A 24,428-nucleotide genomic window follows, 5' to 3' on the forward strand; every position below is an offset into this window, starting at 1 on the left:
CGGGCAGGAATGATGACGGGCATGACGCACGCGATGCTGAAGGGCTCCAACGTCCCTCTCGACACCGCGGCCGTACGGGCCGTGCTCCGCTGGACTCCGGGCCCCGGGGTGCCCGACGTGGACGCCTCGGCCCTGCTGCTCGGCGGGGACGGGCGCGTGCGGTCCGACGAGGACTTCGTCTTCTACAACCAGCCCCGGCATCCCTCGGGCCTGGTCCGCCGGCTGCCCCACAAGAAGCGGGTGGCGGAGGGCCTGACGGACACGGTGGAGGCCGATCTGGGCGATCTCGACGCCTCGGTCGACCGGGTGGTGATCGCGGCCTCATCGGACGGTGACACCTTCCGTTCGGTCTCCGACCTGCGGATCCTGCTGTACGACGCGGCGGCGGGCACCGGGGACCCCGAGCCCCTGGCGGTCTTCGACGTGTCGGCGGAGACCGGCGAGGAGACGGCGATCATCTGCGGCGAGCTGTACCGCCGCGGGGAGGGCTGGAAGTTCCGGGCGGTCGGCCAGGGCTATCCGACCGGGCTGGTGGGGCTCGCGACGGACTTCGGGGTCTCGGTCGACGACTCCGCCGACGCGGCGGCCGACGGGGTCGCGGCCGGGACCGGGGACGCTCCGGCGCCGGCGCACGACCCGGACGCGACGATGGTGCAGCCGGTGGCCGAGCGGACGCCGCCCGCCCCCACGGTGCCGCCGCAGCCGGCCGTCCCCCCGCTCCCGCCGACGGCCCCGGTGCCGGCCGCGGCTCCGGCGTACGGCTATCCGCAGCCGGTGCGCGAGTTCCGGATGCCTCCGATGGGACCGCAGTTCGCACGGTGACGGACGGGCCGCGGCGGGGCACGGCCTAGGTCTTCGACTTGTAGCCGCGGCCCCACTGCAGGCCCCAGCCGTACAGCCGGTCCAGTTCGGCCTGGAAGCCGTACACGAAGCGCACTTCGCGGCGGACGGTCAGCTCGCCCTTGACGTTCTCCACGCTGAAGACGGCGCAGGAGCGGGCCTGGGGGGCGTGCTCGTCCAGCTCGATCTCGATCCGCGGGCCGTTGCTCGGATAGAGCGTGACCTTGGCGTGGGTGCGGTCGAAGGCCGGCGTCTGGTCGTAGATGTAGACGAAGAAGAGCAGGCGCCTGATCTCGTCCTTGTGGTCCAGGTTGACGAAGATCGTCTCGCCCGAGGGCGCTCCGAACCGGTCGTCTCCGCTCAGCTTCACGTACGGCGCCTCGTTCAGCTCGCCGAAGAAGCCGCCGAGCGGCTGCACCACGCCCTTGCTGCCGTCGGCCAGCTCGTAGAGGCAGCCGAGGTCGAGGTCGACGTTGACCACGCCCTGGGTGTGGGCCTGGACCTCCTCGGGCTTGAAGAGCCGCGAGGGGTGGCGCAGCAGGCCCCCGGACTGGCGGGGGCGGCCCTCGATGTCGGAGGTGCGCATGCGCCAGGAGAGGTTGACCCGGAGGTTGCCGGTGGCGGCGCCCTGTTTGGTGAGGGAGACGGCGGGGCGGCGTCTGGTCAGGTCGATGGAGTGGGAGGGGCTGCCCGTGTCGAACTCCTCCGACCTGCCCGGAAACAGGTTGTCCCAGAAGGCCATGCGCCTTCACCCCCCACTCGTCGCCCACCCCTGTCACATGCTGCGGGGCGGCCGGGTGCACCGGCCGCCCCGCAGTGAAGCGTTCCTCATTGTCGGGGGTGTCACACCCCGGACGGCACCTCGGTCTTGTCGTCCGAGGAGTCGGCGTTCCCGCCCGAGGCGGCGAGGGCCTTGTTGCGGCGGACCGAGGACCAGAAGGACCAGCCGATGAGGGCGACACCGATGCCGCCGGTGACGATCTCGGGGATCTCGTACTGGATGGTGATCATGAGGACCACGGCCAGGGCGCCGATCGCGTAGTGGGCGCCGTGCTCCAGGTAGACGTAGTCGTCGAGGGTGCCCTGGCGGACCAGGTAGACGGTCAGCGAACGCACGTACATGGCACCGACGCCGAGGCCGAGGGCCATCAGGACGATGTCGTTGGTGATGGCGAAGGCGCCGATGACGCCGTCGAAGGAGAAGGAGGCGTCGAGGACCTCCAGGTAGAGGAACATGAAGAAGGCGGCCTTGCCGGCCAGCTGGACCGCGGAGACCTGCTTGCCGCTGCGCTTGGCCTCTTCCTCGGCCTCGTGCTCGCGCTCCTCTTCCTCCTCCAGCTTGTTCTCGAAGTAGCCGGAGAGACCGCCGACGACGAGGTACGTGATGAGGCCGGCGATGCCGGAGATCAGGACCGTCTGCGCCTTGTCGACGTGGACGCCGCCGTGCTGGTGGGCGTGGGTCGCGAAGGTCATCGAGGTGACCAGCAGGACGATCAGGGCGATGCAGACCGACAGCATGTCGACCTTGCCCAGCTTGGCCAGCGGGCGCTCGATCCAGCGCAGCCACTGGATGTCGCGGTCCTCGAAGATGAAGTCGAGGAAGATCATCAGCAGGAACATGCCACCGAAGGCGGCGATCGACGGATGCGCGTCGGTGACCAGCTGCTGGTAGTGGTCCGGCTCGTTCAGCGCGAGGTTGACGGCCTCGATCGGGCCGACCTTGGCGCTGATGGCGACGATGACGACGGGGAAGACCAGGCGCATGCCGAAGACGGCGATGAGCACGCCGACCGTGAGGAAGATCTTCTGCCAGAAGGCATTCATCTTCTTCAGGATTCCGGCGTTGACCACCGCGTTGTCGAAGGACAGCGAGATCTCGAGGATGCAGAGGATCGCGACGACTCCGAACGCCTCCCACCCCCCGTAGGCCACGGCGGCGGCCAGGCCGAGCACAGTGATCGCGAACGACCACCCGAAGGTTTTCAGAACCACTGTCTACCCCATCGTGTAATAACGCGGCTTTACGAAACGTTGACCCCGAAGTCTAGAGCGATGCCCCGGAGGCCGGACGCGTACCCCTGTCCCACCGCCCTGAACTTCCATTCGCCGTTGTAGCGGTAGAGCTCGCCGAAGATCATCGCGGTCTCCGTGGAGGCGTCCTCGGAGAGGTCGTAACGGGCGAGTTCCTGCCCGTCCGTCTGGTTCACGACACGGATGAACGCGTTCGCCACCTGGCCGAAGGACTGGCCGCGGTTGTCGGCCTCGTGGATCGAGACCGGGAAGATGATCTTGTCGCAGTGGGCCGGCACCTTGGTGAGGTCCACGATGAGGGACTCGTCGTCGCCGTCCCCCTCGCCGGTGAGGTTGTCACCGGTGTGCTCGACGGAGCCCTCGGGGCTCTTGAGGTTGTTGTAGAAGACGAAGTACTCGTCCCCGAGCACCCGGCCCGACTGGCACAGCAGGGCGCTGGCGTCGAGGTCGAAGGGGGCCCCGGTGGTGGAGCGCGCGTCCCAGCCGAGCCCCACCAGCACCTGGGTGAGGTTGGGTGCGGCCTTGGAGAGGGAGACGTTGCCTCCCTTGGCGAGCGTGACGCCCATGATGATGGTCCTCCCCGGTGATGACTGCTGATGAGGCACGTCCGGCGCCGCACGGAGGGTGCGGCGCCGGACGGATGCGGTGGCGTCGGTCAGACGTTGACGCCGAAGTCCTGCGCGATGCCGCGCAGGCCCGAGGCGTAGCCCTGGCCGACGGCGCGGAACTTCCACTCCGCGCCGTTGCGGTACAGCTCGCCGAAGACCATGGCGGTCTCGGTCGAGGCGTCCTCGGAGAGGTCGTACCGCGCGATCTCGGCGCCGCCGGCCTGGTTCACGACGCGGATGAACGCGTTGCGGACCTGGCCGAAGGACTGCTGGCGGTTGTCGGCGTCGTAGATCGAGACCGGGAAGACGATCTTGGCGACATCCGCGGGGACACCGGCCAGGTTGACCTTGACCTGCTCGTCGTCACCCTCGCCCTCGCCGGTGAGGTTGTCACCGGTGTGCTCGACGGAGCCGTCGGCGCTCTTCAGGTTGTTGAAGAACACGAAGTCCTGGTCGTTGCGGACCTTGCCCTCCGCGTTCACCAGGATGGCGCTGGCGTCGAGGTCGAAGTCCGTCCCGGTGGTGGTGCGGACGTCCCAGCCCAGACCGACGGTGACGGCGGTCAGGCCAGGGGCCTCCTTGGTCAGCGAGACGTTGCCGCCCTTGCTGAGGCTGACTCCCACGAGTCCCTCCATTGGTTTCAGGGGCAGCGCCCCCAGTCGTGCGTTGGCATCGGATCAACGTCTGGATCCTAGTGACGGGTTCCCCGTGGAAACAGACGTTTCGCCCGAGTGTTGGAGCGGGAGCCCCCGGTGGGGGCCGTCAGAGCGCCGCGAGGGCCTTGACGCAGTCGTCGAGGTCACGGGCGTCCGGCAGGGCGTTGACGACCGACCAGCGGACCATGCCGGCCTTGTCGATGACGAAGGTGCCGCGCACCGCGCAGCCCTTGTCCTCGTCGAGGACGCCGTAGGCGCGGGAGGCCGCGCCGTGCGGCCAGAAGTCGGAGAGCAGCGGGAACTCCAGGCCCTCCTGCTCGCCGAAGACACGCAGGGTGTGGATGGAGTCGTTGGAGACGGCGAGGAGCTGGGTGTCGTCGTTGACGAAGGTGTCCAGGTTGTCGCGCAGCTCGCGCAGCTCGCCGGTGCACACCCCGGTGAAGGCGAAGGGGTAGAAGAACAGCACCACGTTACGGCTGTCCGGGGAGTCCCCGAAGAACGCGGAGAGCCGCACCGTGCGGCCGTGGTTGTCCTTCAGCTCGAAGTCCGGTGCCCGGGCGCCGATCTCGATCGCCATCGCGTACGCATCCCTTCACCCGGCGGCCGGTCCTTGGGCCGATCCGGTGAAACCCACCCTAAGGGGCGGCGGGTACGCGCAGAGCCCCCGCCGGTCGTGACCGGCGGGGGCTCCGTGCAGCGTATGGGTGGATCAGCGCTTCGGGGCGGCCAGGCGGGTGCCCGTCCAGTCCTTGGCGACGCTGATGCTCTTGGTCTGGGAGAGACCAGCGGTCTGCGCGGCATCCTGGATGTCGCTCGGCTCGATGTAGCCGTCGCGGCCGGTCTTCGGGGTCAGCAGCCAGATGTTGCCGCCGTCCTCCAGAAGGCCGATGGCATCCACCAGGGCGTCGGTGAGGTCACCGTCCTCGTCACGGAACCACAGCAGCACGACGTCGGCGACGTCGTCGTAGTCCTCGTCCACGAGATCCTGGTTGATGAGGGACTCGATGCCTTCACGGAGATCGAAGTCGACGTCGTCGTCGTAGCCGATCTCCTGGACCACCTGTCCGGGCTCGAACCCCAGCCTCGCTGCCGGGTTGGTCCGCTCCTCCGCGTGGTCCGCGGTCGCGCTCACGGCTTGCCTCCTGATCGTGTATCGGAAAATGCTTCGGCCGCGCGCGTACGCGCGGCGCTGGCCGTAGTCCACACGGGCCGGGGCTCATCGCGCAAGTACCCGGCCGTGGAGACCGCCGAAACGGTGACGTTTGGGGCCGTCTCGCCGCAACTTCCGGCGAGCGCCCGTCGCGCTCCGTGACGAGTCGTGCACTCTTCGCCCCTTATTGAGGGACTCTGCGGCTTCAGTCTGCCGAACGTGCTGACGAAACGCATGCGCGGGATGGGCGTAAGGTTGCGATTTGACCGAACAAGGCACCTCGGGAGGGTTACCCCGCGGTAAAGATGACGTTTGCCGCCGACGGGGTACACGATGGTCACCCCGGCCTCCGCGGGCCCCTCCCCGTGGGCTCCACCGACCAGCGAAGGAACAGCGTGGCTTCCGCATCCGATCGCAGCCCGATCATCATTGGCGGCCTTCCCAGCCAGGTCCCGGATTTCGATCCCGAAGAGACCCAGGAATGGCTCGACTCCCTGGACGCCGCCGTCGACGAGCGGGGCCGGGAGCGGGCCCGCTACCTCATGCTGCGGCTGATCGAGCGGGCCCGCGAGAAGCGGGTCGCGGTGCCCGAGATGCGCAGCACGGACTACGTCAACACCATCGCCACCAAGGACGAGCCGTTCTTCCCCGGCAACGAGGAGATCGAGCGCAAGGTCCTCAACGCCACCCGCTGGAACGCGGCCGTGATGGTCTCGCGCGCCCAGCGCCCCGGCATCGGCGTCGGCGGCCACATCGCGACCTTCGCCTCCTCCGCCTCGCTGTACGACGTGGGCTTCAACCACTTCTTCCGCGGCAAGGACGAGGGCGACGGCGGCGACCAGATCTTCTTCCAGGGGCACGCCTCCCCCGGCATCTACGCCCGCGCCTTCCTCCTCGACCGGCTGACCGAGACGCAGCTCGACGCCTTCCGCCAGGAGAAGTCGAAGTTCCCGAACGGCCTGTCCTCCTACCCGCACCCGCGGCTGATGCCGGACTTCTGGGAGTTCCCGACCGTGTCGATGGGCCTCGGCCCGCTCGGCGCGATCTACCAGGCCCGGATGAACCGCTACATGGAGGCGCGCGGCATCGCCGACACCTCCAAGTCGCACGTGTGGGCCTTCCTCGGCGACGGCGAGATGGACGAGCCGGAGTCGCTCGGCCAGCTGACCATCGCGGCCCGGGAGAACCTGGACAACCTCACCTTCGTCGTCAACTGCAACCTGCAGCGCCTCGACGGCCCGGTGCGCGGCAACGGCAAGGTCATCCAGGAGCTGGAGTCGGTCTTCCGCGGCGCCGGCTGGAACGTCATCAAGCTGGTCTGGGACCGCTCCTGGGACCCGCTGCTCGCGCAGGACCGCGACGGCGTGCTGGTCAACCGGATGAACACCACGCCGGACGGGCAGTTCCAGACGTACGCGACGGAGACCGGCGCCTACATCCGCGACCACTTCTTCGGCGACGACCAGCGGCTGCGGGCCATGGTCGAGAACATGACCGACGACCAGATCCTGCACCTGGGCCGCGGCGGTCACGACCACAAGAAGATCTTCGCGGCGTTCTCGGCGGCCAAGGCCCACAAGGGCCAGCCGACGGTGATCCTGGCCAAGACGGTCAAGGGCTGGACGCTGGGCCCCAACTTCGAGGGCCGCAACGCCACCCACCAGATGAAGAAGCTGACGGTCGACGACCTCAAGCGCTTCCGCGACCGGCTGCACATCCCGATCACGGACAAGCAGCTGGAGGACGGCCTGCCGCCGTACTACCACCCGGGCCGGAACTCCGAGGAGATCCAGTACATGCACGACCGCCGCAAGGCGCTCGGCGGGTACGTCCCGACACGGGTGGTGCGCGCGAAGCCGCTGGCGCTGCCCGACGAGAAGACCTACGCCCCGGTGAAGAAGGGCTCGGGCCAGCAGTCGATCGCCACCACGATGGCCTTCGTCCGGCTGCTCAAGGACCTGATGCGGGACAAGGAGATCGGCAAGCGCTTCGTGCTGATCGCGCCGGACGAGTACCGCACGTTCGGCATGGACTCGTTCTTCCCGAGCGCCAAGATCTACAACCCGCTGGGCCAGCAGTACGAGGCCGTGGACCGCGAACTGCTCCTGGCCTACAAGGAGTCCCCGACCGGCCAGATGCTGCACGACGGCATCTCCGAGGCGGGCTGCACCGCCTCGCTGATCGCCGCGGGCTCGGCGTACGCCACCCACGGCGAGCCGCTGATCCCGGTCTACGTCTTCTACTCGATGTTCGGTTTCCAGCGCACCGGCGACCAGTTCTGGCAGATGGCCGACCAGCTCGCCCGCGGCTTCGTGCTCGGCGCCACCGCCGGCCGCACCACGCTGACCGGCGAGGGCCTCCAGCACGCCGACGGCCACTCGCACCTCCTCGCCTCGACCAACCCGGCCTGTGTCGCCTACGACCCGGCCTTCGGCTTCGAGATCGCGCACATCGTCCAGGACGGCCTGCGACGCATGTACGGCCCCGAGGCCGAGGACGTCTTCTACTACCTGACGGTCTACAACGAGCCGATCCAGCACCCGGCCGAGCCGGCGGACGTGGACGTCGAGGGCATCCTCAAGGGCATCCACCGCTACAAGGCAGGCGAGTCCGGCGCCATCCCGGCGCAGATCATGGCCTCCGGCGTCGGCGTCCCGTGGGCCCTGGAGGCCCAGCGGATCCTCGCCGAGGAGTGGAACGTCCGCGCCGACGTCTGGTCCGCCACCTCCTGGAACGAGCTGCGCCGCGAGGCCGTGGCCGTCGAGGAGCACAACCTGCTCCACCCGGACGAGGAGCAGCGCGTCCCGTACGTGACGCGCAAGCTCCAGGGCGCCCAGGGCCCGTTCGTGGCGGTCTCCGACTGGATGCGCTCGGTGCCGGACCAGATCTCCCGCTGGGTGCCGGGCTCGTACACCTCGCTGGGCGCGGACGGCTTCGGCTTCGCGGACACCCGGGGCGCGGCCCGCCGCTACTTCCACATCGACGCCCAGTCGATCGTGCTGGCGGTCCTGACCGAGCTGGCCCGTGACGGCAAGATCGACCGGTCGGCCCTGAAGCAGGCCGTGGACCGCTATCAGCTGCTCGACGTGGCGGCGGCCGACCCCGGCGCCGCGGGCGGCGACGCGTAGGCACGGACGCGCTGCCGAGGGGCGGTGGGACCGACGGTCCCGCCGCCCTTCGGCGTTCCCTACGATTTCGGGCATGAAGGATCGCCCGTCATGAAGGACCGCTGGGAAGAGCGCACCCAGACGCCGCTGCTCGTACTGGCCGTGGCCTTCGGCATCGCCTACGCGGTGCCGATCGTCGCCCCCGGCGCCGACGCGTGGGTGCACCGGCTGTGCACCCATGTGGAGTGGGTGGTGTGGGCCGCGTTCGCCCTGGACTACCTCGTACGCCTCGCGCTCGCCCCGGCCCGGTGGACGTTCGTGCGGGGGCATCCGCTGGACCTGCTCGCGGTGATACTGCCGATGGTGCAGCCGCTGCGGCTGCTGCGGGTGGTGTCGACGCTCCTCCTGGTGGGCCGGCGGGCCCGGATGGCCCCGCAGATAACGCTCACCACGTATGTGGCGGGCGCGGTGGTCGGGCTGATGATGTTCGGCTCGCTGGCCGTGCTCCATGTGGAGCGGGACGCGCCGAACGGCAACATCAAGACGCTGGGCGACGCGGTCTGGTGGTCCTTCACCACGATGACCACCGTCGGCTACGGCGACCACGCCCCGACCACGGGCCTCGGCCGGGTGCTCGCGGTGGGCCTGATGCTGTCGGGCATCGCCCTGCTCGGTGTGGTGACGGCCAACATCGCGGCCTGGTTCATCTCCCGCTTCGAGCGGGACGACGAGAGCGAGCGGCGTCAGCTGGCGCTCCTGGAGGCGCTGACCGTCGAGGTGCGGGAGCTGCGGGCCGAGGTCGCGCGCCTCTCCGCCCCGCTGCCCGGCGCCCCTCCGCCAGGCGCCCCGCACGCCCCGGATCCGGATGCCGCGGACGCCCCGGGCTCCCTGCACGTCCCGGGCGCCCTGGACGTATCGGGCGCCCTGGACGCCCCGGACGCCCCGGGCTCCCCGGACGTCCCGGCGCCGGCCGCTACCTCTCCCAGATCTTGAAGGCCCTGACCTGGTAGGGCGTCTGGGGCACCCAGGTGCCTCTGCCCGGGTAGGTCTCGAACTCGCCGGTCTCCGCGCACTCGGCGGACTGGTAGGTGGTGACCGGCCGCCCGGTGCGGTTGGCGAGGGCCTGGGCGGTGGTCCCCGCCGGCAGGGCGACACAGCTCTCGATGTCGACCGAGGCCAGCTCGTGGGTCTGGGCCTTGCCCTTGAAGTCGGCCTTGGGCCACAGGCACAGCTGGCCGGGCCCGCAGGCGCCGAGCGCGGTGCCGCTGGTACCGCTCGGGGCCGCCGCCTCCGCGGGCATCGCCACCAGGGCGGTCAGCAGGACTCCGGCGACCAGCATCGTCTTCGTATACATGCAGGTGAACCCCCGTTTCGTAACTCTCCGTAATCAAGAGCATGGCGGAGCGCATCCCTGACACGGAAGAGGGGCCGCCCCCGTTCACGCGAACGGGTGACGGCCCCCTACGGGAACCCTGACGGACGCCGGAGCGGCCTCAGATGTGGGCCGCGCCCGCACCCGCCTCCGCGTTGGCGCCGCGCTTGGTGAGCGTGGCGACGAGGGCGGCGACGACGGCCACGACACCGGCGACGGTGAAGGCGAGCCCCATGCCGTCCATGAACGTGTCGTGGATGACCTTGCCGATCGTCTGCACGGCCTCGGGCGTCATGCCCGGCGCCTTGGCCAGCTCCGGCGGCACCATGCCGAACTCGGCGGCCTGCTCCAGGCGCGGGTCAGGAGGCGTCGGGATGCCGGCGGCCTTCCAGTTCTCCGCGAAGGCGCTGGAGACCTTGGAGGACATCACCGCACCGAGCACGGCCGTGCCGAGCGCGCCGCCGACCTGCATCGCGGCCTGCTGCAGTCCGCCGGCCACACCGGAGAGCTCCAGCGGCGCGTTGCCGACGATGACCTCGGTGGCGCCGACCATGACCGGGGCCAGGCCCAGGCCGAGCAGCGCGAACCAGAGGGACATCGCCAGCGTGCCCGTCCCGGCGGTGAGCGTGATCATGCCGAACATCGCGACGGCGGTGCAGACCATGCCGCCGACCAGCGGGACGCGCGGGCCGAACTTGGTGATGAGCGCGCCGGCCAGGGGCGAGGAGACGATCATCATGCCGGTCAGCGGCAGCAGGTGCATGCCGCTGTCGACCGGGCTGAGCCCCTTCACGCCCTGGAGGTAGAAGGTCACGAAGAACAGACCGCCCATGAAGGCGAAGGCCATCAGGACCATCAGCACCACACCGGCCGAGAGCGGCACGGAGCGGAACATGCCCAGCGGGATGAGCGGCTCCTTGACGCGGGTCTCCCAGAAGGCGAAGACGCCGAAGAGCAGCACCGCGCCGAGCAGACAGCCCCAGGTGTTGCCGCTGGACCAGCCCCAGGACTCACCGGCCTTGATGATGCCCCAGATCAGCGAGGCCATGGCGCCGGAGAGCAGCAGGATGCCGAGCACGTCGAAGGAGCGCGGGGCGTTCTCGGCGCGGTGGTCCTTGAGGATCACCAGGCCGAGGACGAGGGCGAGGGCGCCGACGGGCACGTTGATGAAGAAGACGGACTGCCAGCTGACGTGCTCGACGAGCAGACCGCCGACGATCGGGCCGCCCGCGGTGGAGGCGCCGATGACCATGCCCCAGATGCCGATGGCCATGTTGAGCTTCTCGGCCGGGAAGGTGGCGCGCAGCAGGCCGAGCGCGGCCGGCATCAGCAGGGCGCCGAAGAGGCCCTGGAGGACGCGGAAGGCGACCACGAGCCCGATCGAGCCGGACAGGCCGATCGCGCCGGAGGAGGCGGCGAAGCCCGCGATGCCGATGAGGAAGGTCTGCCGGTGCCCGAAGCGGTCACCGAGCTTGCCGGCGGTGATCAGCGCGACGGCGAGCGCGAGCAGATAGCCGTTGGTGATCCACTGGACCTCGGCGAGGGAGGCCTGGAGGTCGTCCTTGATGGCGGGGTTGGCGATGGCGACGATCGTGCCGTCGAGCGCGACCATCATGACGCCCACTGCGACGGCGAACAGCGTCAACCACGGGTGCCCCCGCAGCCCCTTCGCCTGAGCCGGCGCCGGCGTCGCGTCGGAGCTCCGGCCACCCCCCTGCCCCTGCGGGGTCTTTTCCACGGTGGTCTGACTAGTCATGGGAACGAGGCTAATGTCAGCCGCTGACAATTGACTAATCAGTTCACGCGCCGGTAACTGTCATGTAGCTCACAGGTACGCTGAGCCGGACGAAGTGGCCGAAACACGACGCGAAAAGGGGCCCCCACCGTGACCGTTCCCGCGGCTTCCGGTCTGCGCGAGCGGAAGAAGCAGCGCACCCGCGACGCGCTGATCCGGGTGGCCCTGGAGCTCTTCACCACCCAGGGGTACGAGGGGACCACCGTCGACGAGATCGCCGACACGGTCGAGGTCTCCCAGCGCACCTTCTTCCGCTACTTCGCCTCCAAGGAGGACGTGGCCTTCGCCGTCCAGCAGATGGTGGAGGAGCGGTTCATCCGCGCGCTGACCGAACGCCCCCCGGAGGAGGGCCCCTTCGACGCGATGCGCAACGCGGTCCTGAGCGCCTGGGACACCATCGGCGAGGCCATCGCCGAGGTCGTCCCCGTCGAGCTGTACCTGCGCAGCTTCCAGGTCATCGAGTCCACGCCCGCACTGCTCGCCGTCCATCTGCGCCGCTCCACGGAGATGGAGGAGTCCATCTCGCGGATCATCGCCGGGCGCGAGGGGCTGGACGTGGACGAGGACCCGCGCCCGCGGATCGCCGTCGCGGCCTTCAGCGGGGTGATGCGCGTGACCGGCCAGTTGTGGGGCCGGGGCGAGGACCCGACCCTGGAGGCGATCCGCGCGCTCACCGAGCGGTATCTGGACCACCTCGGCCCGGCACTCGCGCCGCGCTGGAGGGCGTGAACAACCGCCCGTACGGACACGGGGACACCAGGTCCACCGGGACGCTCAGGGCGCGGAGGACAACAGGGCACCGGGACACCCGGACACCGGCGCGCACCCGGACACCCGGACACACTCCGCACCCGGCACCCCCACACACCCGCCCGTATACGAGCTCCGCGTGCGCCCGCGCACACGGAACGTCACCACACCCCACCGGGAGAGTGATCCGCGTCACTCGCCCACCCGGGGGTACGACCGCGCCCCCTAGGGTGGCGCCCAATGCCTTCCTTCGATACCTCCCCCACCCCCACCGTCTGGCGCATGCTGCTCGCGCTGGCCGTGGTGTTCGTCTTCCTCGCGACCACCGGGTGGACCACGATCCGGCATCAGGGCACGCCAGGAGAGTCCCGCGCGAGCGCGCTCGCCGCCTGGGCACACGACAGGGCCGGCAACCGCCCGCTGCCCGACCCGGCGGCCCCCGCGCGGACGATCGCCTCCTTCTTCGCCTCGCTCTCCCCCGCGCAGGGCGCCCGGCTCGCCGACACCCACCCGCTGGTCGTCGGAAACCTCAACGGCGTCCCCGTCACCCTCCGCTATCGCGCCAACCGCGTCTCGCTCGCACGGTCGCTCGACGCCGAGCGGGGCCGCGTCGACGACCCCCGGCTCAGCGCCGAGGGCCTGCACGAGGCGCAGCGCCGCCTGGACCGCTTCCGCTCGCTGATGCGCCCGGGCCGCCAGATCCTCGCCTTCGACCCGACCGGTACGGGCCGGACCGCGGAGGTCCTCGGCGATCTGGAGCGGGCCCGGCGGGTGTCCGTGATCGTGCCGGGCGTCGACACCAATCTGCTGACCTTCCAGAAGACGGCCCGGATGTACTCGGCGCCCGCCGGCATGGCCGCTTCCCTGTACGCGGCCGAGCACCGCGCCGACCCGAGCGCCCGCACCGCCGTGATCGCCTGGGCCGACTACACGGCGCCGGTCGGCGTCGGGATCGAGGCGGCCATCGGACGGCTCGCCGAGAACGGCGCCGTACGGCTCGTCGACCTGACCGCCGCACTGCCCGGGGACGCCCCGATCAGCCTGTTCTGCCACAGCTACGGCTCCGTGCTCTGCGGGGTCGCCGCGCCCCGGCTGCCCGCCCGGGTCACCGACGTCGTGGTGGCCGGCAGCCCCGGCATGCGCGCCGAACACGCCGCCGACCTCGCCACCCCGGCCCGGATCTGGGCCATGCGCGACGCCGACGACTGGATCGCCGACGTCCCCCACCTGGAGCTCGGCGGAGTCGGCCACGGAGCCGACCCGGTGGCGCCGGAGTTCGGCGCGCGGCTGCTCTCGGCGGCCGGGGCCGCCGGGCACGCCGGCTACTTCGAGCCGGGCACCGGCAGCCTGGAGAACTTCGCGGCGATAGGCGTCGGGGCGTACGACGAACTGACCTGCGCCGGCGCCGACAGCGCTTGCCGCAGGGGAATCTCCGGTGCGGAAGCGGCCTGACGCGCGTAGATCACGGCGGATTTCCGGCGTTCCCACAGGGGCGACGTCGGGGCATACGCCGCATACGATGAAGCGTATGGGTGATGTGCTGGCCGGAATTCATGCCACCTGGCAGTTCGAGAGCGACGCCATCGTCATCCGTTTCGAACGGGGGATCCGCACGCCGAAGCTATTCGGCACGCTGCGCGAACGGCGCATCCCGCACGAGGCGCTGGCGTCCGTGACGCTCGCCCCGGGCAAGCGGGGCACCGTGGTGCTGCACGCCGTGCCGAGAGCCGGGGCCGATCCGCTGGTCGAGGCGGCGGCGGGGCAGCTGAAGGAGGGGGGCGACCCCTATCGGCTCGTGCTGTCCGCCGAGCGCGAGGCGCAGGCCGCGTACCACCGCGACGAGCTGCTCGCGCTGCTCGCCCCGGACGCGGCGGAGCCCACCGACGGCTTCCTGGTCGCGGCGCCCGAGGGCCCGCAGTCCTTCAAGGCGTACGACGGGAAGGCGAGCTTCGACGGAGCCGGGGAGGTCTCCTTCCGCTGGTCGCGGACGGGCGCGTCCTCGGAGAAGTGGCGGGCGGGCGACCAGACCTTCCCCGTACGGGAGCTGAGCGGGGTCGAGTGGCACTCGCCGGACGGCCCGGACGGCTGCCTGCGGCTGCTGCGGCGCGACGGGCACGCCTCCCGCCCGGACCACCCGGACCGGGACCCGGCCTCGGTGGTCTTCGGCCTCGGCTACGGGCCGGTGCACGAGTCGCTGCCCTTCGCCGCCGCGGTGCTCGCCGCGATCCGCGGCTCCGCGCGGGTCCCCGCCCTCCCCGGCCAGACCCGGCCGTACGACCCCGCCGGGGTCGGGGAAAGGATTCGGCACCTCGGGGAGCTGCACCAGGCGGGCCTCGTGACGGACGAGGAGTTCTCCTCCAGGAAAGCGGAACTGCTCGCCGAGCTCTAGGGGCCGGTGGCCCCCCGCCCTCGTACCGGGGTATGACCCCCTGGCCCGCACCCCGGTATGACGTGTGGCCCCCTGGGGGCTGCCTACGCTGTGGGGGCCATGACGATCGAAGAGAAGCGGCGGCTGCCGCACCTGCCGAGGACGGCGCTCCGCGCGGTCGGGACCTGGGCCAGCGGCCTGCTCCGGGGCGTCGGGATCGCGCTCACCACGCCCACCGGACCCGGCGAGGCGCTGCTCGGGCGGGCCTCCTCGCCCTGGGTGCGGCTGCTGCCGTACGGGGTCGCGCTGGCGTTCACCGCCTCGCTGCTGCCCGTCACCATCGCCGTGCTCGTGCACGACTACGGGGTGCACGGCGCCGTCGCCGGCGCCCTCGCCACCGCGCAGACCGCGCCCCTCGTGCTCGCCGTCACCCGGCCGCTGCAGGCCTGGTGGGTGATCTTCGCGGCCGATGTCCTCGGCGGCTTCGTGCTGCTCGGCTCCGAGGGCGTCGACGGGCGGCCCTGGCCGTGGACGCCGATGGTCGTGGTCGGCTACCTGGTCCTGATGCTCGCCCTCGGCCTGCGCGAGTCACGGCGCGCGCTGCTCTCGGTGTGGCTGGTGACCGGGGCCGCGGCGGCCCTCTTCGAGATCGTCTCGCCGAACCGGGCCCGCGGCATCACGCTGCTCCTGTTCGTACTCAGCGGGGTCGTGCTGCTGATCACCGCGACCCTGCGGGGCCGCGGCGAGGCCGAGCGGCGGCTCATCGAGCAGGAGACCATCAGCGAGGCCGAGCGCGCCCGCCGCACCCTCCTGGAGGAGCGGGCCAGGATCGCCCGCGAGTTGCACGACGTGGTCGCCCACCACATGTCCGTGATCACCGTGCAGGCGGACTCCGCCCCGTACCGCATCCCGGAGCTCCCGGACGCGGCCCGCGAGGAGTTCGCCTCGATCGCGGCCGGCGCCCGCGAGTCGCTCGCGGAGATGCGGCGGCTGCTCGTGGTGCTGCGCAGCGAGGGCACGGAGGGCGAGCGGGCCCCGCAGCCCGGGCTCGACCGGGTCCAGCAGCTGGTCGAGGCGACGGTAAGGGCCGGGGTGCCGGCCGAGCTGTCCCTCGCGGCCGAACTGGGCGCCGTACCGCAGGCGGTGGACCTCTCGGCGTACCGGATCGTGCAGGAGGCCCTGGCCAACGTCGTCCGGCACGCGCCGGGCGCCGCCACCCGGGTGTCGGTACGCCCGGACGGCGAGGGCTGGCTGACCGTCCTGGTCGTCAACGGACCGCCGAGGGGCGCCGGTTCGCCCGTCGAGGGCGGGGCCGGGACCGGGCACGGACTCGTCGGGATGCGGGAGCGCGTACGGTTGACCGGCGGCTCGCTCGACACCGGGCCGCTGCCGGACGGGGGCTTCCGGGTCGCCGCCCGGCTGCCGCTGGGTACCACCGACAGCTGAGGAAGCCCGTGACCATCCGCGTGATCATCGTCGACGACCAGGCCATGGTGCGGGCGGGCTTCGCCGCACTGCTCTCCGCGCAGCCCGACATCGACGTCGTGGGCGAGGCGCCGGACGGCCGGCAGGGCGTCGACGTGGCCCGCTCCACCCATCCGGACGTGGTCCTCATGGACGTGCGGATGCCGGAGCTCGACGGACTCGCGGCGGCGCGGGAGATCCTGAACCCCCCGCCGGGCGTGGTCCACCGCCCGAAGGTGCTGATGCTCACCACCTTCGACGTGGACGACTACGTGTACGAGGCGCTGCGCGCCGGCGCCTCCGGCTTCCTCCTGAAGGACGCGCCGCCGGCCGACCTGATCGCGGCGGTACGGGTGGTGGCGGCCGGCGAGGCGCTGCTCGCGCCTTCCGTGACCCGCCGCCTGATCGCCGACTTCGCCGCCTCCAGGCCCGCCCCCCGCGCCGACCGGGCGGCGCTGCGCCTCAACGGCCTGACCCCGCGCGAGACGGAGGTCCTGGAACTGATCGCCCGGGGCCTGTCGAACCAGGAGATCGCCGACCACCTGGTGCTCGCCGAGCAGACCGTGAAGACCCACATCGGGCGGGTCCTGGCCAAGATGGACCTGCGCGACCGGGCGCAGGCGGTCATCTTCGCGTACGAGTCGGGGCTGGTCACGCCGGGCGACGGCCGCTAGCCGCGGCCGGAGCCGGGGGGGAACCGGGGGAACCGGGGGAAAACCCCACCCCCGTCCTCGGGGTGGCTGCTCGTCCTCCCCCTACCCCGGTATCACCTCACGGTTGGCGCCCCGGTGTGACGTCCCGTCACCCGTCCCGTTCCTACCTTCCTCTCGCCAACGACGAGAGAGAGGAAGGGCCGTCACATGCGCCGCTTCACGAGGACCCTGGTCGCCGCCGCGCTCACCGCGACCGTGGTGGCCGGGACCGCAGGCTGGGCGTCCGGCAACAGCCAGCAGCCCGTGACGGGCGCCCCGGTCGGGACGACGGCCTGGCGGGCCGACGGGCTGCCCGACCCGGAGCGCATGACGCCCGCTCAGACCGCCGCCTACTTCGGCTCCTTGAGCCTGCGACGGCAGCAGGAGCTCGCCGCCGCCCACCCGTCCGTCGTCGGCAACCTGGACGGCGCACCGCTCGCGCTGCGCTACGCCGCCAACGCCCGTACGGCGGGCGCCCGTTTCCCCGGCCGGCAGGTCCTCGCGTACGACCCCCGGGGGCGCGGCCAGGCGGTCCTCGTCTTCGGGGACCTGGCCAAGGCCGCGCACGTGGCCGTGATCGTGCCGGGCTCCGACATCGACGCGGCGAACCTCGCGCCGCTCACCCGCAAGGCCACCGCCCTGCGCGAGGCCACCGGCGGCCGGACCGCCGTCGTCGCCTGGGCCGGTTACACCACGCCGGTGGGGGTCGGCGTGGACGCCGCCACCGGGGAGCTCGCCGAGGCCGGCGCCGGGCGGCTCACCCGCTTCGCCGAGGGTCTCGCCGCCGTCGGCGCCGCCGAACCCTCGCTGTTCTGCCACAGCTACGGCTCCGTCGTCTGCGGGCTCGCCGCGCACGAGATCGCGGCCAAGGACCTCGTCGTCCTCGGCTCCCCCGGGATGCGCGCCGAGAACGCGGCCGCCCTGGGCACCACCGCGCGGGTGTGGGCCGCGAAGGACCCCACCGACTGGATCGACCGGGTCCCCTACGTGGAGGTGGCCGGCCTCGGGCACGGCGCCGACCCCGCCGCGCCGGAGTTCGGCGCCCGCCGGATCGACGCCGAGGACGCGCGGGGCCACGACGGCTACTTCGCGCCCGGGACCGCGTCCCTGCGCACGTTCGCCGCCATCGCCGAGGGGGACGTCCGATGAGGCGGCTCGCCGCGAGGATCGAGGCCCGTACGCCCGCCCACCGCGACCGCGCGATCGACGGTCTGCGCGCCCTCGCCCTGCTCGCCGTGCCCACCGGGCACTGGCTGCTCGGCGGGTTCACGCTCTCCGCCGACCGCGCCATCCACAACGCAAGCCCGCTCTCCGCCTTCGGCGGGCTCGCCCCCGTCAGCTGGATCCTGCAGATGCTGGGCATCTTCTTCCTCGTCGGCGGCTACGCCTCGGTGCTCTCCTTCCGCCGCCACGAGGGGCCCGCAAGGGAGTGGCTCAAGGCGCGGCTCGCCCGGCTCGGACGGCCGGTGCTCGGTGTCACCGCCGTGTGGGCGGCGCTGCTGCCGCTGCTGCACTACGGCTTCGGGGTGCCGGGCGACACCCTGCGGACGGCGTCCACGCTGGTCGTCCAACCGCTGTGGTTCGTGGGCGTGTACGTGGTCGTCACCGCGCTCACCCCGTACTGCGTGCGGGCCGCGCGGCGGCTGGGGGTCTGGGCTGCGGCGCCGCTGCTCGGGACGGTCGCCGTCGTGGACGTGCTGCGGTACGGGCCGGCCGCCGATGCCATGCCCTCGTGGCTGAGCGTCCTCAACATCCTGCCCGGCTGGCTCTTCGCGTACCAGCTCGGCGTCTCCTGGGGCGAGGGCCGGGTCACCCGGCGGCACGCCTGGGGGCTGCTGATCGGCGGCGCCGCGCTCTTCGCCGCGCTCCTGGTCCTCTTCGGCTACCCCGCCTCGATGGTCGGCGTCCCCGGCGAGGCCCGCACCAACTCGCACCCGCCGTCGCTGCTGGTGCTCGCGCTGGCGGCGGCGCAGAGCGGGGCGGCGATCCTGCTGCGGGAGCGGCTGGGAAGGCTGCTGCGGCGGCCCGTGCTCTGGGCGCCCGTGGTCGTGATCAACCTGTCGGCGATGACGATCCTGTGCTGGCACCAGACGGCGATGCTGGCGGCCGCGATCCCCGCGTCGTACGTGGGGGAGGTCGGCGGACTCGTCGGGGCGCCGGACTCGGTGGGGTGGATCGTGGCGCGGCTGGCGTGGATGCCGGTGTTCGCGGGGCTGCTGGTGCTGATCGGGCGCTTCGCGCGGGGGTTCGAGTCGCCGTGGACGCGGACCGGCACCGCGAGGCGGGCGCTGGCGGGGGTGCTGGCGGCGGGGTTCGCGGTGTTCGCGCTGGGCTTGGCGTAGGGGGTCGGTGCGGGTTGCCCCGGCGCGGATCGCGCCCGCAAGGGCGCCGTCCCGTTGTGCCCACCCGTTCCCGCCCCAGCGGGACGAATGCCCACGACGGGTGGGCGAGCGCGACTGCCGCGACGGGACGGCGGCTTTCCCCCTCGTCTACGCCTCCCGTGCCGCCGACGTGAAGGTCATGTCCGGGTAGCGGTCGCCCGCCACCTGGGAGGCGATCGGTTCCAGGGTCGCCAGCTGGGCTTCGGTCAGGGTGATGCGGGTGGCGGCCGCGTTCTCCTGGAGGCGGGAGCGCTTGCGGGTGCCGGGGATGGGGACGACGGTCAGGCCGTGGACGGCGGAGCGCTGCTGGACCCAGGCCAGGGCGATCTGCGCCGGCGTCGCCCCGTGCTCCTCGGCGACGGCCCGGATCGGGGCGAGCAGGGCCGCGTTCCGGCTCGCGTTCTCGCCGGTGAAGCGGGGCTGGTGGCGGCGGAAGTCGGCGCCGGAGAGCTCCTTGGAGGCGTCGGCGAACGCGCCGGTGAGGAAGCCGCGGCCGAGCGGCGAGTACGGCACGAAGGTCACGCCGAGTTCGGCCGCCGCGCCGACCGCGCTGCGCTCCACGTCGCGGGAGAACAGCGACCACTCCGACTGGAGCGCGGCGATCGGGTGGACGGCGTGGGCCTCGCGCAGCTCGGCCCCGGTCACCTCGCTCAGGCCCAGGTGGCGGACCTTGCCCTCCTTGACGAGCTCGGCCATCGCGCCGACCGACTCGGCGAGCGGGACGTCCGGGTCGCGGCGGTGCATGTAGTAGAGGTCGATCGTCTCGACGCCGAGGCGGCGCAGGCTGCCTTCGACCGAGCTGCGGATGTAGGCCGGGGTGTTGTTGACGCCCCGGTACGCCGGGTCGTCGGCCCGCCGCTCGATGGCGAACTTGGTGGCGAGGACGATCTCGTCGCGGTGCGCGGCGACGAACGGCGCGAGGAACTCCTCGTTGGCCCCCTGCCCGTACACGTCGGCGGTGTCGATGAGGGTGACACCGGACTCCAGGGCCGCGTCGAGGGTGTCGCGGGCGGCCGACTCGTCGGTGTCGCCGTAGAACTCGCTGATGCCCATCGCGCCGAAGCCCTGGACGCCGATCTCCGGTCCGTCCTGGCCCGCGCCGAGCCGGACGGTGTCGATCCTGCCGTTGCTGCTGGTCATGAGGTGGCCTCTCCGCATGTGGTCGCCTGGTTGCCGTAGTAGCCGATCTTGAGGTCGAGCACGGCGAGGGTGTCCTGGAGCTCGGCGATCCGGTCCAGGACGTCGCGCCGGGTGGTCTCCAGGAGCGCGCGCCGCTCGGGGTGGGTGTGCTCGCCCTCGCGGACGAGTTCCGCGTACCGGACCATGTCCGCCACCGACATCCCGGTGAGCCGCAGCTTGCCGACGAAGCCCAGCCAGTCCAGGTCCCGCCCGGTGAAGCGGCGCTGCCCGGTGTGCGAACGGTCGACGTGCGGCATCAGGCCGATCCGCTCGTACCAGCGCAGGGTGTGCGCCGAGAGTCCGGTCAGGGCGGCCACCTCACTGATCGTGTAGCGGTCCTTCCGCACCGGCGGCGTCGTGCTCTCGATCAAGCTCATGGTCCTCACGCTAGAAGGTTGGAGTGCACTCGAAGCAAGCGGGCCAAGTACGCTCGGCACCATGCCGAACAGCTTGCAGACCCTGGCGTCGATCGAGAACTGGCCCGTCCCCACCGCGGCCGCCGCCGTCGTCCGCGCGGACGGCACCCTGGCCGGCGCGCACGGCCCCACCGACCGGCGCTTCCCGCTCGCCTCCGTCACCAAGCCGCTGGCGGCGTACGCGGTGCTCGTCGCGTACGAGGAGGGGGCGATCGACCTCGACGAGCCCGCCGGTCCCGAGGGCTCGACCGTACGGCACCTGCTCGCCCACACCTCCGGGCTCGCCTTCGACGAGAACCGGGTCATGGCGGCGCCCGGCAGCCGCCGGATCTACTCCAACACCGGCTTCGAGGCGCTCGGCGACCATGTCGCCAAGGCCACCGACATCCCCTTCGCCGAGTATCTGCACCAGGCGGTCCTGGAGCCGCTCGGCATGGCCTCGACGACCCTGGAGGGCTCGCCCGCCAAGGACGCCGTGTCGACCGTCGACGACCTGGTGCGCTTCGCCGCCGAGGTGCAGGCGCCGCGCCTGCTCGACGCGCGGACGGTGCTGGACGCGATGACCGTGACGTACCCCGGTCTGACCGGCATCCTGCCCGGCTACGGCCACCAGAAGCCCAACGACTGGGGGCTCGGCTTCGAGATCCGCGACGGCAAGTCGCCGCACTGGACGGGCGCGTCGTCCTCGCCGCGCACCTTCGGGCACTTCGGCCAGTCCGGCACCTTCCTGTGGATCGACCCGGACGCCGGGGCGGCCTGCGTGGCGCTGACCGACCGGCCCTTCGGCGCGTGGGCCGTCGAGGCGTGGCCGCCGTTCACGGACGCGGTGCTCGCGGAGCTGCGGGGCGTCTGAGAAGGCTCGGTGCGTCAGTCCGTCTCGCAGCGGGTCCCCGGCAGCGCCCCGTCCAGCCCGGAGAGGACGATCTCGGCCGCGCTGCCGAGCTCCTCGGCGTAGGCGGCCGTGCACACCAGCTGGCGTACGGCGACGGGGTCGAGGTCCTGGACCCGGACCGTGAGCCGGACACGGAGCTCCGGGCGCCCGTCGGGGCCGCGCTCCTTCACCGTGTGCGGTTCGCCCCCGCCGTGGAAGTCGAGGCGGCTGGTGAGGCCGGCGGCGCGCTCCTTCCCGTCCGGGCCTTCGATGAGGGCCCTGAGCACCTTGTCGGTGGGTATCCGGTAGCCGACGTCGGGCGGGTGGGTGGTCACCGTTCCGTCGCGGTCCACACTCTCGTAGGGAAAGCCGCCGAAGCTGAAGCCCACGTCGCGCACGACCGGCATCAGCTTGCCGTCCCGGCTGACGAAGAACAGCAGGAGCCGCGGGTTGCCGGTCGGGTTGACCGTGACCGGGGCCCCGCCGCCGGCCTCCACGACGTCGCTCTTCTGTATGCCGCAGCCGGCGAGCGGCAGCAGCGCCAGGGCGAGGAGGGCGGCGACGCGGCGCCGCGGGGGCCGGCTCACAGCGGGATCCTGACGGTGAAGACGGCGCCGCCGTCGGGCCGGTTGGCGGCGACCACCGTACCGCCGTGCAGCCGGACGTTCTCCAGGGTGATGGCGAGGCCGAGGCCGCTGCCCGCCGAGCGGGTACGGGCCGCGTCGGCCTTGTAGAAGCGGTCGAAGACGTGCGGCAGGACGTCCTCGGGGATGCCGGGGCCCCGGTCGGCGACCTCCGTGACGAGCCGGCCGTCCTGCGCGTACACCCGGACGGTCACCGGCGGGCGGCCGTGCCGCAGCGCGTTGCCGACCAGGTTGGCGACGACGACGTCGAAGCGGCGCGGGTCGAGCGGGGCGCGGATGCCGTCCGTGAGCTCGGTGACGATCTGCTCGGGGTCGGTCCAGTGCCGGTTCTGGAGGCTCTTGCGGACCGAGGCCGCCGCGTCGACCTCGTCGGTGTGGAGCTCGGCGGCGCGGGCGTCGAAGCGGGAGATCTCCATCAGGTCCTCGACGAGGACGGCGAGTTTGCCGGTCTCGGCGCTGATGAGGCGGACGGCGCGGGCCGTGTCGGAGTCGAGGGTGCCGGCGTCCTCGTCGAGCACCTCGGTCACGGCGAGCATCCCGGCGAGCGGGGTGCGCAGCTCGTGGGAGACGTCGGAGGCGAAGCGGCGGGCGCGGGCCTCGGCGCGCCGCAGCTCCGTGACGGAACGTTCCAGCTCGGCGGCCGACTCGTTGAACGTGCGGGCGAGGTCGGCGAGTTCGTCGCTGCCCTTGGCGTGGATCCGGGTGTCCAGGCGGCCCCGGCCCATGCTGTGCGCGGCCAGCCGCAGCTCCCGCACCGGCCGCAGCACGCCACGGGCGGCGAGGAAGGCCGGGATCAGGGCGACGAGCAGGGCGGGCAGGGCGCCGTCGCGGGCGGCGGCGACCATGGCCTCGATGTTGGCCTCCTCCTCGCCGAGGTCCATCACCGCGTACAGCACGAGACCGGTGGGGCTGCCCTCCGGGACGCCCCGGTAGTAGGTGCCGAAGACGGCGGGGACGGCGATGGTGAGGTACGGGGTGCCGTCCTTGACCACCCGCTGGAAGCTGCCGTGGGTGGCGCCGATCGCCGTGGCGCGGCGGCGCAGCTCGGGGGTGAGGACGCTCGACTCGGGCCGGTCGGTCGACGACACCCGCAGGTCGCCGTACTCCGCGTAGACCCGCCAGGGCCGCGGCTTGCCCTGCCGGGCGATGCCCTGCAGGGCGGTGCGCAGTCCTTCGGCGTTGATCGGCAGCTGGGTGTTCAGGGTCTCGACCTGCTGGCGGAACGCGGTGACGGCGGTGTCCTGGGTCTGCTCCAGGATCGCGTTGCGCGCGGCGCGGTAGGTGAGGGCGGCGGTGGTGCCGCAGCCGACGGCGGCGACGAGCAGGAAGGCGAGGACCAGCCGGGTGCGCAGGCCGAAGGGCCGCAGGCGTCGGCGGCGGGTGTCGGCGGGCCGGTCGGCGCCCGGCACATGGGCTCTCACAGCGGTCCGAAGCGGTAGCCGAAGCCGCGCAGGGTCTGGATGTAGCGGGGGTCGCCCGGGGTGTCCTCGATCTTGTTGCGGAGGCGGCGGACACAGGCGTCGACCAGGCGGGCGTCGCCGTGGAAGCTGTGCTCCCAGACGTGTTCGAGGAGCTGCTGGCGGCTGAAGACCTGCTCGGGGGCGGCGGTGAGGTGGAGCAGCAGCTTCAGCTCGGAGGGGGCGAGGGCGAGGCGTTCGCCGTTCTTGGCGACGGTGAGTCCGGCCCGGTCGACGGCGAGCTCCCCGTGGAACTCGACGGCGGGGCGGCCGCCGCCGGGCTCCTCGATCCGGCGGAGCACGGCGCGGATCCGGGCCTCGATGACCTCGGTACGGGCGGGCTTGACGATGTAGTCGTCGGCGCCGGCCTCCAGGCCGACGACGACGTCGAAGTCGTCGCCGCGCGCGGTGAGCATGATGATCGGCAGCTGGCTGGTCTCCCGGACCCGGCGGCAGACCTGGACGCCGTTCATCCCGGGCAGCATGAGGTCGAGCAGCAGCAGGTCGGGGCGGAACTCCCCGAGCGCGGCGAGTCCGGCCTCACCGGTCGCGGCGGTCCGCACCTCGTGCCCGCGGCGCCGGAGCCCGAGCTCGACGCCTTCGCGGACGGAGGGGTCGTCTTCGATCAGCAGCACGCGTGGCATCTG

Annotated in this window: 24 protein-coding genes; 11 read left to right on the forward strand and 13 right to left on the reverse strand. The window is 72.0% G+C overall.

Annotated elements, in window-relative coordinates; all coding sequences use genetic code 11:
* Positions 1 to 12 precede the first annotated feature (12 nt).
* Entirely contained in the window at positions 13 to 822 is an 810-nt protein-coding gene (locus ACH414_RS04580; protein WP_382543300.1) for a TerD family protein, read from the forward strand.
* 25 nt (positions 823 to 847) lie between these two features.
* Here the strand turns inward: ACH414_RS04580 and ACH414_RS04585 are convergent, their stop codons facing one another.
* From ACH414_RS04585 to ACH414_RS04610, 6 genes are all read right to left on the reverse strand, one after another.
* The gene (locus tag ACH414_RS04585; RefSeq protein ID WP_382543303.1) at positions 848 to 1,582 is read right to left on the reverse strand and encodes a Tellurium resistance; all 735 of its coding nucleotides are present in this window, start codon (positions 1,580 to 1,582) and stop codon (positions 848 to 850) included.
* Between the two features lie 101 nt (positions 1,583 to 1,683).
* Positions 1,684 to 2,832 (reverse strand): DUF475 domain-containing protein, encoded by a 1,149-nt coding sequence (locus ACH414_RS04590; RefSeq protein WP_382543306.1) that lies wholly within the window; start codon positions 2,830 to 2,832, stop codon positions 1,684 to 1,686.
* 29 nt (positions 2,833 to 2,861) lie between these two features.
* Positions 2,862 to 3,437, reverse strand: a complete 576-nt coding sequence (locus ACH414_RS04595) for a TerD family protein (RefSeq protein WP_382543309.1) — start codon at positions 3,435 to 3,437, stop codon at positions 2,862 to 2,864.
* An 89-nt stretch (positions 3,438 to 3,526) separates the two neighbouring features.
* Entirely contained in the window at positions 3,527 to 4,102 is a 576-nt protein-coding gene (locus ACH414_RS04600) for a TerD family protein (protein ID WP_132917322.1), read from the reverse strand.
* 139 nt (positions 4,103 to 4,241) lie between these two features.
* Positions 4,242 to 4,712: a peroxiredoxin gene (locus ACH414_RS04605; protein WP_382543313.1), complete on the reverse strand. Its 471-nt coding sequence runs from the start codon at positions 4,710 to 4,712 to the stop codon at positions 4,242 to 4,244.
* 132 nt (positions 4,713 to 4,844) lie between these two features.
* Positions 4,845 to 5,267, reverse strand: coding sequence for a DUF3052 domain-containing protein (locus ACH414_RS04610; RefSeq protein WP_382543315.1), 423 nt, complete (start codon positions 5,265 to 5,267; stop codon positions 4,845 to 4,847).
* Positions 5,268 to 5,680: 413 nt separating this feature from the next.
* On the opposite strand from ACH414_RS04610, the gene aceE reads away from it, so the two are divergent.
* Together aceE and ACH414_RS04620 are read left to right on the forward strand one after the other, a co-directional pair.
* Complete coding sequence (gene aceE / locus ACH414_RS04615) at positions 5,681 to 8,413, forward strand: pyruvate dehydrogenase (acetyl-transferring), homodimeric type (RefSeq protein WP_382543318.1); 2,733 nt, start codon at positions 5,681 to 5,683, stop codon at positions 8,411 to 8,413.
* Between the two features lie 90 nt (positions 8,414 to 8,503).
* Positions 8,504 to 9,385, forward strand: coding sequence for a potassium channel family protein (locus ACH414_RS04620; RefSeq protein WP_386563964.1), 882 nt, complete (start codon positions 8,504 to 8,506; stop codon positions 9,383 to 9,385).
* Here ACH414_RS04620 and ACH414_RS04625 read toward each other — a convergent pair.
* Together ACH414_RS04625 and ACH414_RS04630 are read right to left on the reverse strand one after the other, a co-directional pair.
* Positions 9,366 to 9,746, reverse strand: coding sequence for a peptidase inhibitor family I36 protein (locus ACH414_RS04625; protein ID WP_382543324.1), 381 nt, complete (start codon positions 9,744 to 9,746; stop codon positions 9,366 to 9,368). The genes ACH414_RS04620 and ACH414_RS04625 overlap by 20 nt on opposite strands.
* A 139-nt stretch (positions 9,747 to 9,885) precedes the next feature.
* Positions 9,886 to 11,520, reverse strand: a complete 1,635-nt coding sequence (locus tag ACH414_RS04630) for an MFS transporter (RefSeq protein WP_382543327.1) — start codon at positions 11,518 to 11,520, stop codon at positions 9,886 to 9,888.
* 129 nt (positions 11,521 to 11,649) lie between these two features.
* Between ACH414_RS04630 and ACH414_RS04635 the strand changes: the two genes are divergently transcribed.
* From ACH414_RS04635 to ACH414_RS04665, 7 genes are all read left to right on the forward strand, one after another.
* Entirely contained in the window at positions 11,650 to 12,288 is a 639-nt protein-coding gene (locus tag ACH414_RS04635) for a TetR/AcrR family transcriptional regulator (RefSeq protein ID WP_382543330.1), read from the forward strand.
* A gap of 261 nt (positions 12,289 to 12,549) precedes the next feature.
* Complete coding sequence (locus tag ACH414_RS04640) at positions 12,550 to 13,761, forward strand: alpha/beta hydrolase (protein WP_398940791.1); 1,212 nt, start codon at positions 12,550 to 12,552, stop codon at positions 13,759 to 13,761.
* A 76-nt stretch (positions 13,762 to 13,837) separates the two neighbouring features.
* Positions 13,838 to 14,698: a DUF4429 domain-containing protein gene (locus ACH414_RS04645; protein ID WP_382543336.1), complete on the forward strand. Its 861-nt coding sequence runs from the start codon at positions 13,838 to 13,840 to the stop codon at positions 14,696 to 14,698.
* Between the two features lie 99 nt (positions 14,699 to 14,797).
* The gene (locus ACH414_RS04650; RefSeq protein WP_382543339.1) at positions 14,798 to 16,123 is read left to right on the forward strand and encodes a sensor histidine kinase; all 1,326 of its coding nucleotides are present in this window, start codon (positions 14,798 to 14,800) and stop codon (positions 16,121 to 16,123) included.
* A gap of 8 nt (positions 16,124 to 16,131) precedes the next feature.
* Positions 16,132 to 16,815 carry a response regulator gene (locus tag ACH414_RS04655; protein ID WP_382543342.1) on the forward strand — a complete coding sequence of 228 codons (684 nt, stop codon included), beginning with the start codon at positions 16,132 to 16,134 and terminating at the stop codon, positions 16,813 to 16,815.
* Between the two features lie 186 nt (positions 16,816 to 17,001).
* The gene (locus tag ACH414_RS04660) at positions 17,002 to 17,982 is read left to right on the forward strand and encodes an alpha/beta hydrolase (protein WP_398940792.1); all 981 of its coding nucleotides are present in this window, start codon (positions 17,002 to 17,004) and stop codon (positions 17,980 to 17,982) included.
* A complete protein-coding gene (locus tag ACH414_RS04665) occupies positions 17,979 to 19,175 on the forward strand; it encodes an acyltransferase (RefSeq protein WP_398940793.1) in 1,197 nt (398 codons plus the stop codon). Before ACH414_RS04660 ends, ACH414_RS04665 begins: the two co-directional genes overlap by 4 nt.
* Positions 19,176 to 19,322: 147 nt before the next feature.
* Here ACH414_RS04665 and ACH414_RS04670 read toward each other — a convergent pair whose 3' ends face one another.
* Positions 19,323 to 20,354, reverse strand: a complete 1,032-nt coding sequence (locus ACH414_RS04670) for an aldo/keto reductase (protein ID WP_382543351.1) — start codon at positions 20,352 to 20,354, stop codon at positions 19,323 to 19,325.
* Positions 20,351 to 20,770, reverse strand: coding sequence for a MerR family transcriptional regulator (locus ACH414_RS04675; RefSeq protein WP_382543354.1), 420 nt, complete (start codon positions 20,768 to 20,770; stop codon positions 20,351 to 20,353). Before ACH414_RS04675 ends, ACH414_RS04670 begins: the two co-directional genes overlap by 4 nt.
* Positions 20,771 to 20,843: 73 nt before the next feature.
* On the opposite strand from ACH414_RS04675, the gene ACH414_RS04680 reads away from it, so the two are divergent.
* Entirely contained in the window at positions 20,844 to 21,662 is an 819-nt protein-coding gene (locus tag ACH414_RS04680) for a serine hydrolase domain-containing protein (RefSeq protein WP_382543866.1), read from the forward strand.
* Positions 21,663 to 21,676: 14 nt separating this feature from the next.
* Here the strand turns inward: ACH414_RS04680 and ACH414_RS04685 are convergent, their stop codons facing one another.
* Genes ACH414_RS04685 through ACH414_RS04695 form a run of 3 tightly spaced genes read right to left on the reverse strand, consistent with a single transcriptional unit; the run spans position 21,677 to position 24,425 of the window.
* Positions 21,677 to 22,267 (reverse strand): hypothetical protein, encoded by a 591-nt coding sequence (locus tag ACH414_RS04685; RefSeq protein WP_382543357.1) that lies wholly within the window; start codon positions 22,265 to 22,267, stop codon positions 21,677 to 21,679.
* Complete coding sequence (locus ACH414_RS04690; RefSeq protein WP_386563979.1) at positions 22,264 to 23,745, reverse strand: ATP-binding protein; 1,482 nt, start codon at positions 23,743 to 23,745, stop codon at positions 22,264 to 22,266. Before ACH414_RS04690 ends, ACH414_RS04685 begins: the two co-directional genes overlap by 4 nt.
* Positions 23,742 to 24,425, reverse strand: coding sequence for a response regulator (locus tag ACH414_RS04695; RefSeq protein WP_382543362.1), 684 nt, complete (start codon positions 24,423 to 24,425; stop codon positions 23,742 to 23,744). The genes ACH414_RS04690 and ACH414_RS04695 overlap by 4 nt, the downstream gene beginning before the upstream one ends.
* Positions 24,426 to 24,428: the final 3 nt, after the last annotated feature.

The sequence above is a fragment of the Streptomyces sp. NPDC020422 genome (assembly GCF_044386705.1).
Taxonomy (GTDB): Bacteria; Actinomycetota; Actinomycetes; order Streptomycetales; family Streptomycetaceae; genus Streptomyces.

Excerpts from the sequence above, each read along its gene's own strand:
- ACH414_RS04580 (WP_382543300.1), top strand. The coding sequence starts at position 13 with ATGACGGGCATGACGCACGCGATGCTGAAGGGCTCCAACGTCCCTCTC.
- ACH414_RS04585 (WP_382543303.1), bottom strand. The coding sequence starts at position 1,582 with ATGGCCTTCTGGGACAACCTGTTTCCGGGCAGGTCGGAGGAGTTCGAC.
- ACH414_RS04595 (WP_382543309.1), bottom strand. The coding sequence starts at position 3,437 with ATGGGCGTCACGCTCGCCAAGGGAGGCAACGTCTCCCTCTCCAAGGCC.
- ACH414_RS04605 (WP_382543313.1), bottom strand. The coding sequence starts at position 4,712 with ATGGCGATCGAGATCGGCGCCCGGGCACCGGACTTCGAGCTGAAGGAC.
- ACH414_RS04620 (WP_386563964.1), top strand. The coding sequence starts at position 8,504 with ATGAAGGACCGCTGGGAAGAGCGCACCCAGACGCCGCTGCTCGTACTG.
- ACH414_RS04625 (WP_382543324.1), bottom strand. The coding sequence starts at position 9,746 with ATGTATACGAAGACGATGCTGGTCGCCGGAGTCCTGCTGACCGCCCTG.
- ACH414_RS04630 (WP_382543327.1), bottom strand. The coding sequence starts at position 11,520 with ATGACTAGTCAGACCACCGTGGAAAAGACCCCGCAGGGGCAGGGGGGT.
- ACH414_RS04640 (WP_398940791.1), top strand. The coding sequence starts at position 12,550 with ATGCCTTCCTTCGATACCTCCCCCACCCCCACCGTCTGGCGCATGCTG.
- ACH414_RS04645 (WP_382543336.1), top strand. The coding sequence starts at position 13,838 with ATGGGTGATGTGCTGGCCGGAATTCATGCCACCTGGCAGTTCGAGAGC.
- ACH414_RS04650 (WP_382543339.1), top strand. The coding sequence starts at position 14,798 with ATGACGATCGAAGAGAAGCGGCGGCTGCCGCACCTGCCGAGGACGGCG.
- ACH414_RS04660 (WP_398940792.1), top strand. The coding sequence starts at position 17,002 with ATGCGCCGCTTCACGAGGACCCTGGTCGCCGCCGCGCTCACCGCGACC.
- ACH414_RS04665 (WP_398940793.1), top strand. The coding sequence starts at position 17,979 with ATGAGGCGGCTCGCCGCGAGGATCGAGGCCCGTACGCCCGCCCACCGC.
- ACH414_RS04670 (WP_382543351.1), bottom strand. The coding sequence starts at position 20,354 with ATGACCAGCAGCAACGGCAGGATCGACACCGTCCGGCTCGGCGCGGGC.
- ACH414_RS04675 (WP_382543354.1), bottom strand. The coding sequence starts at position 20,770 with ATGAGCTTGATCGAGAGCACGACGCCGCCGGTGCGGAAGGACCGCTAC.
- ACH414_RS04695 (WP_382543362.1), bottom strand. The coding sequence starts at position 24,425 with ATGCCACGCGTGCTGCTGATCGAAGACGACCCCTCCGTCCGCGAAGGC.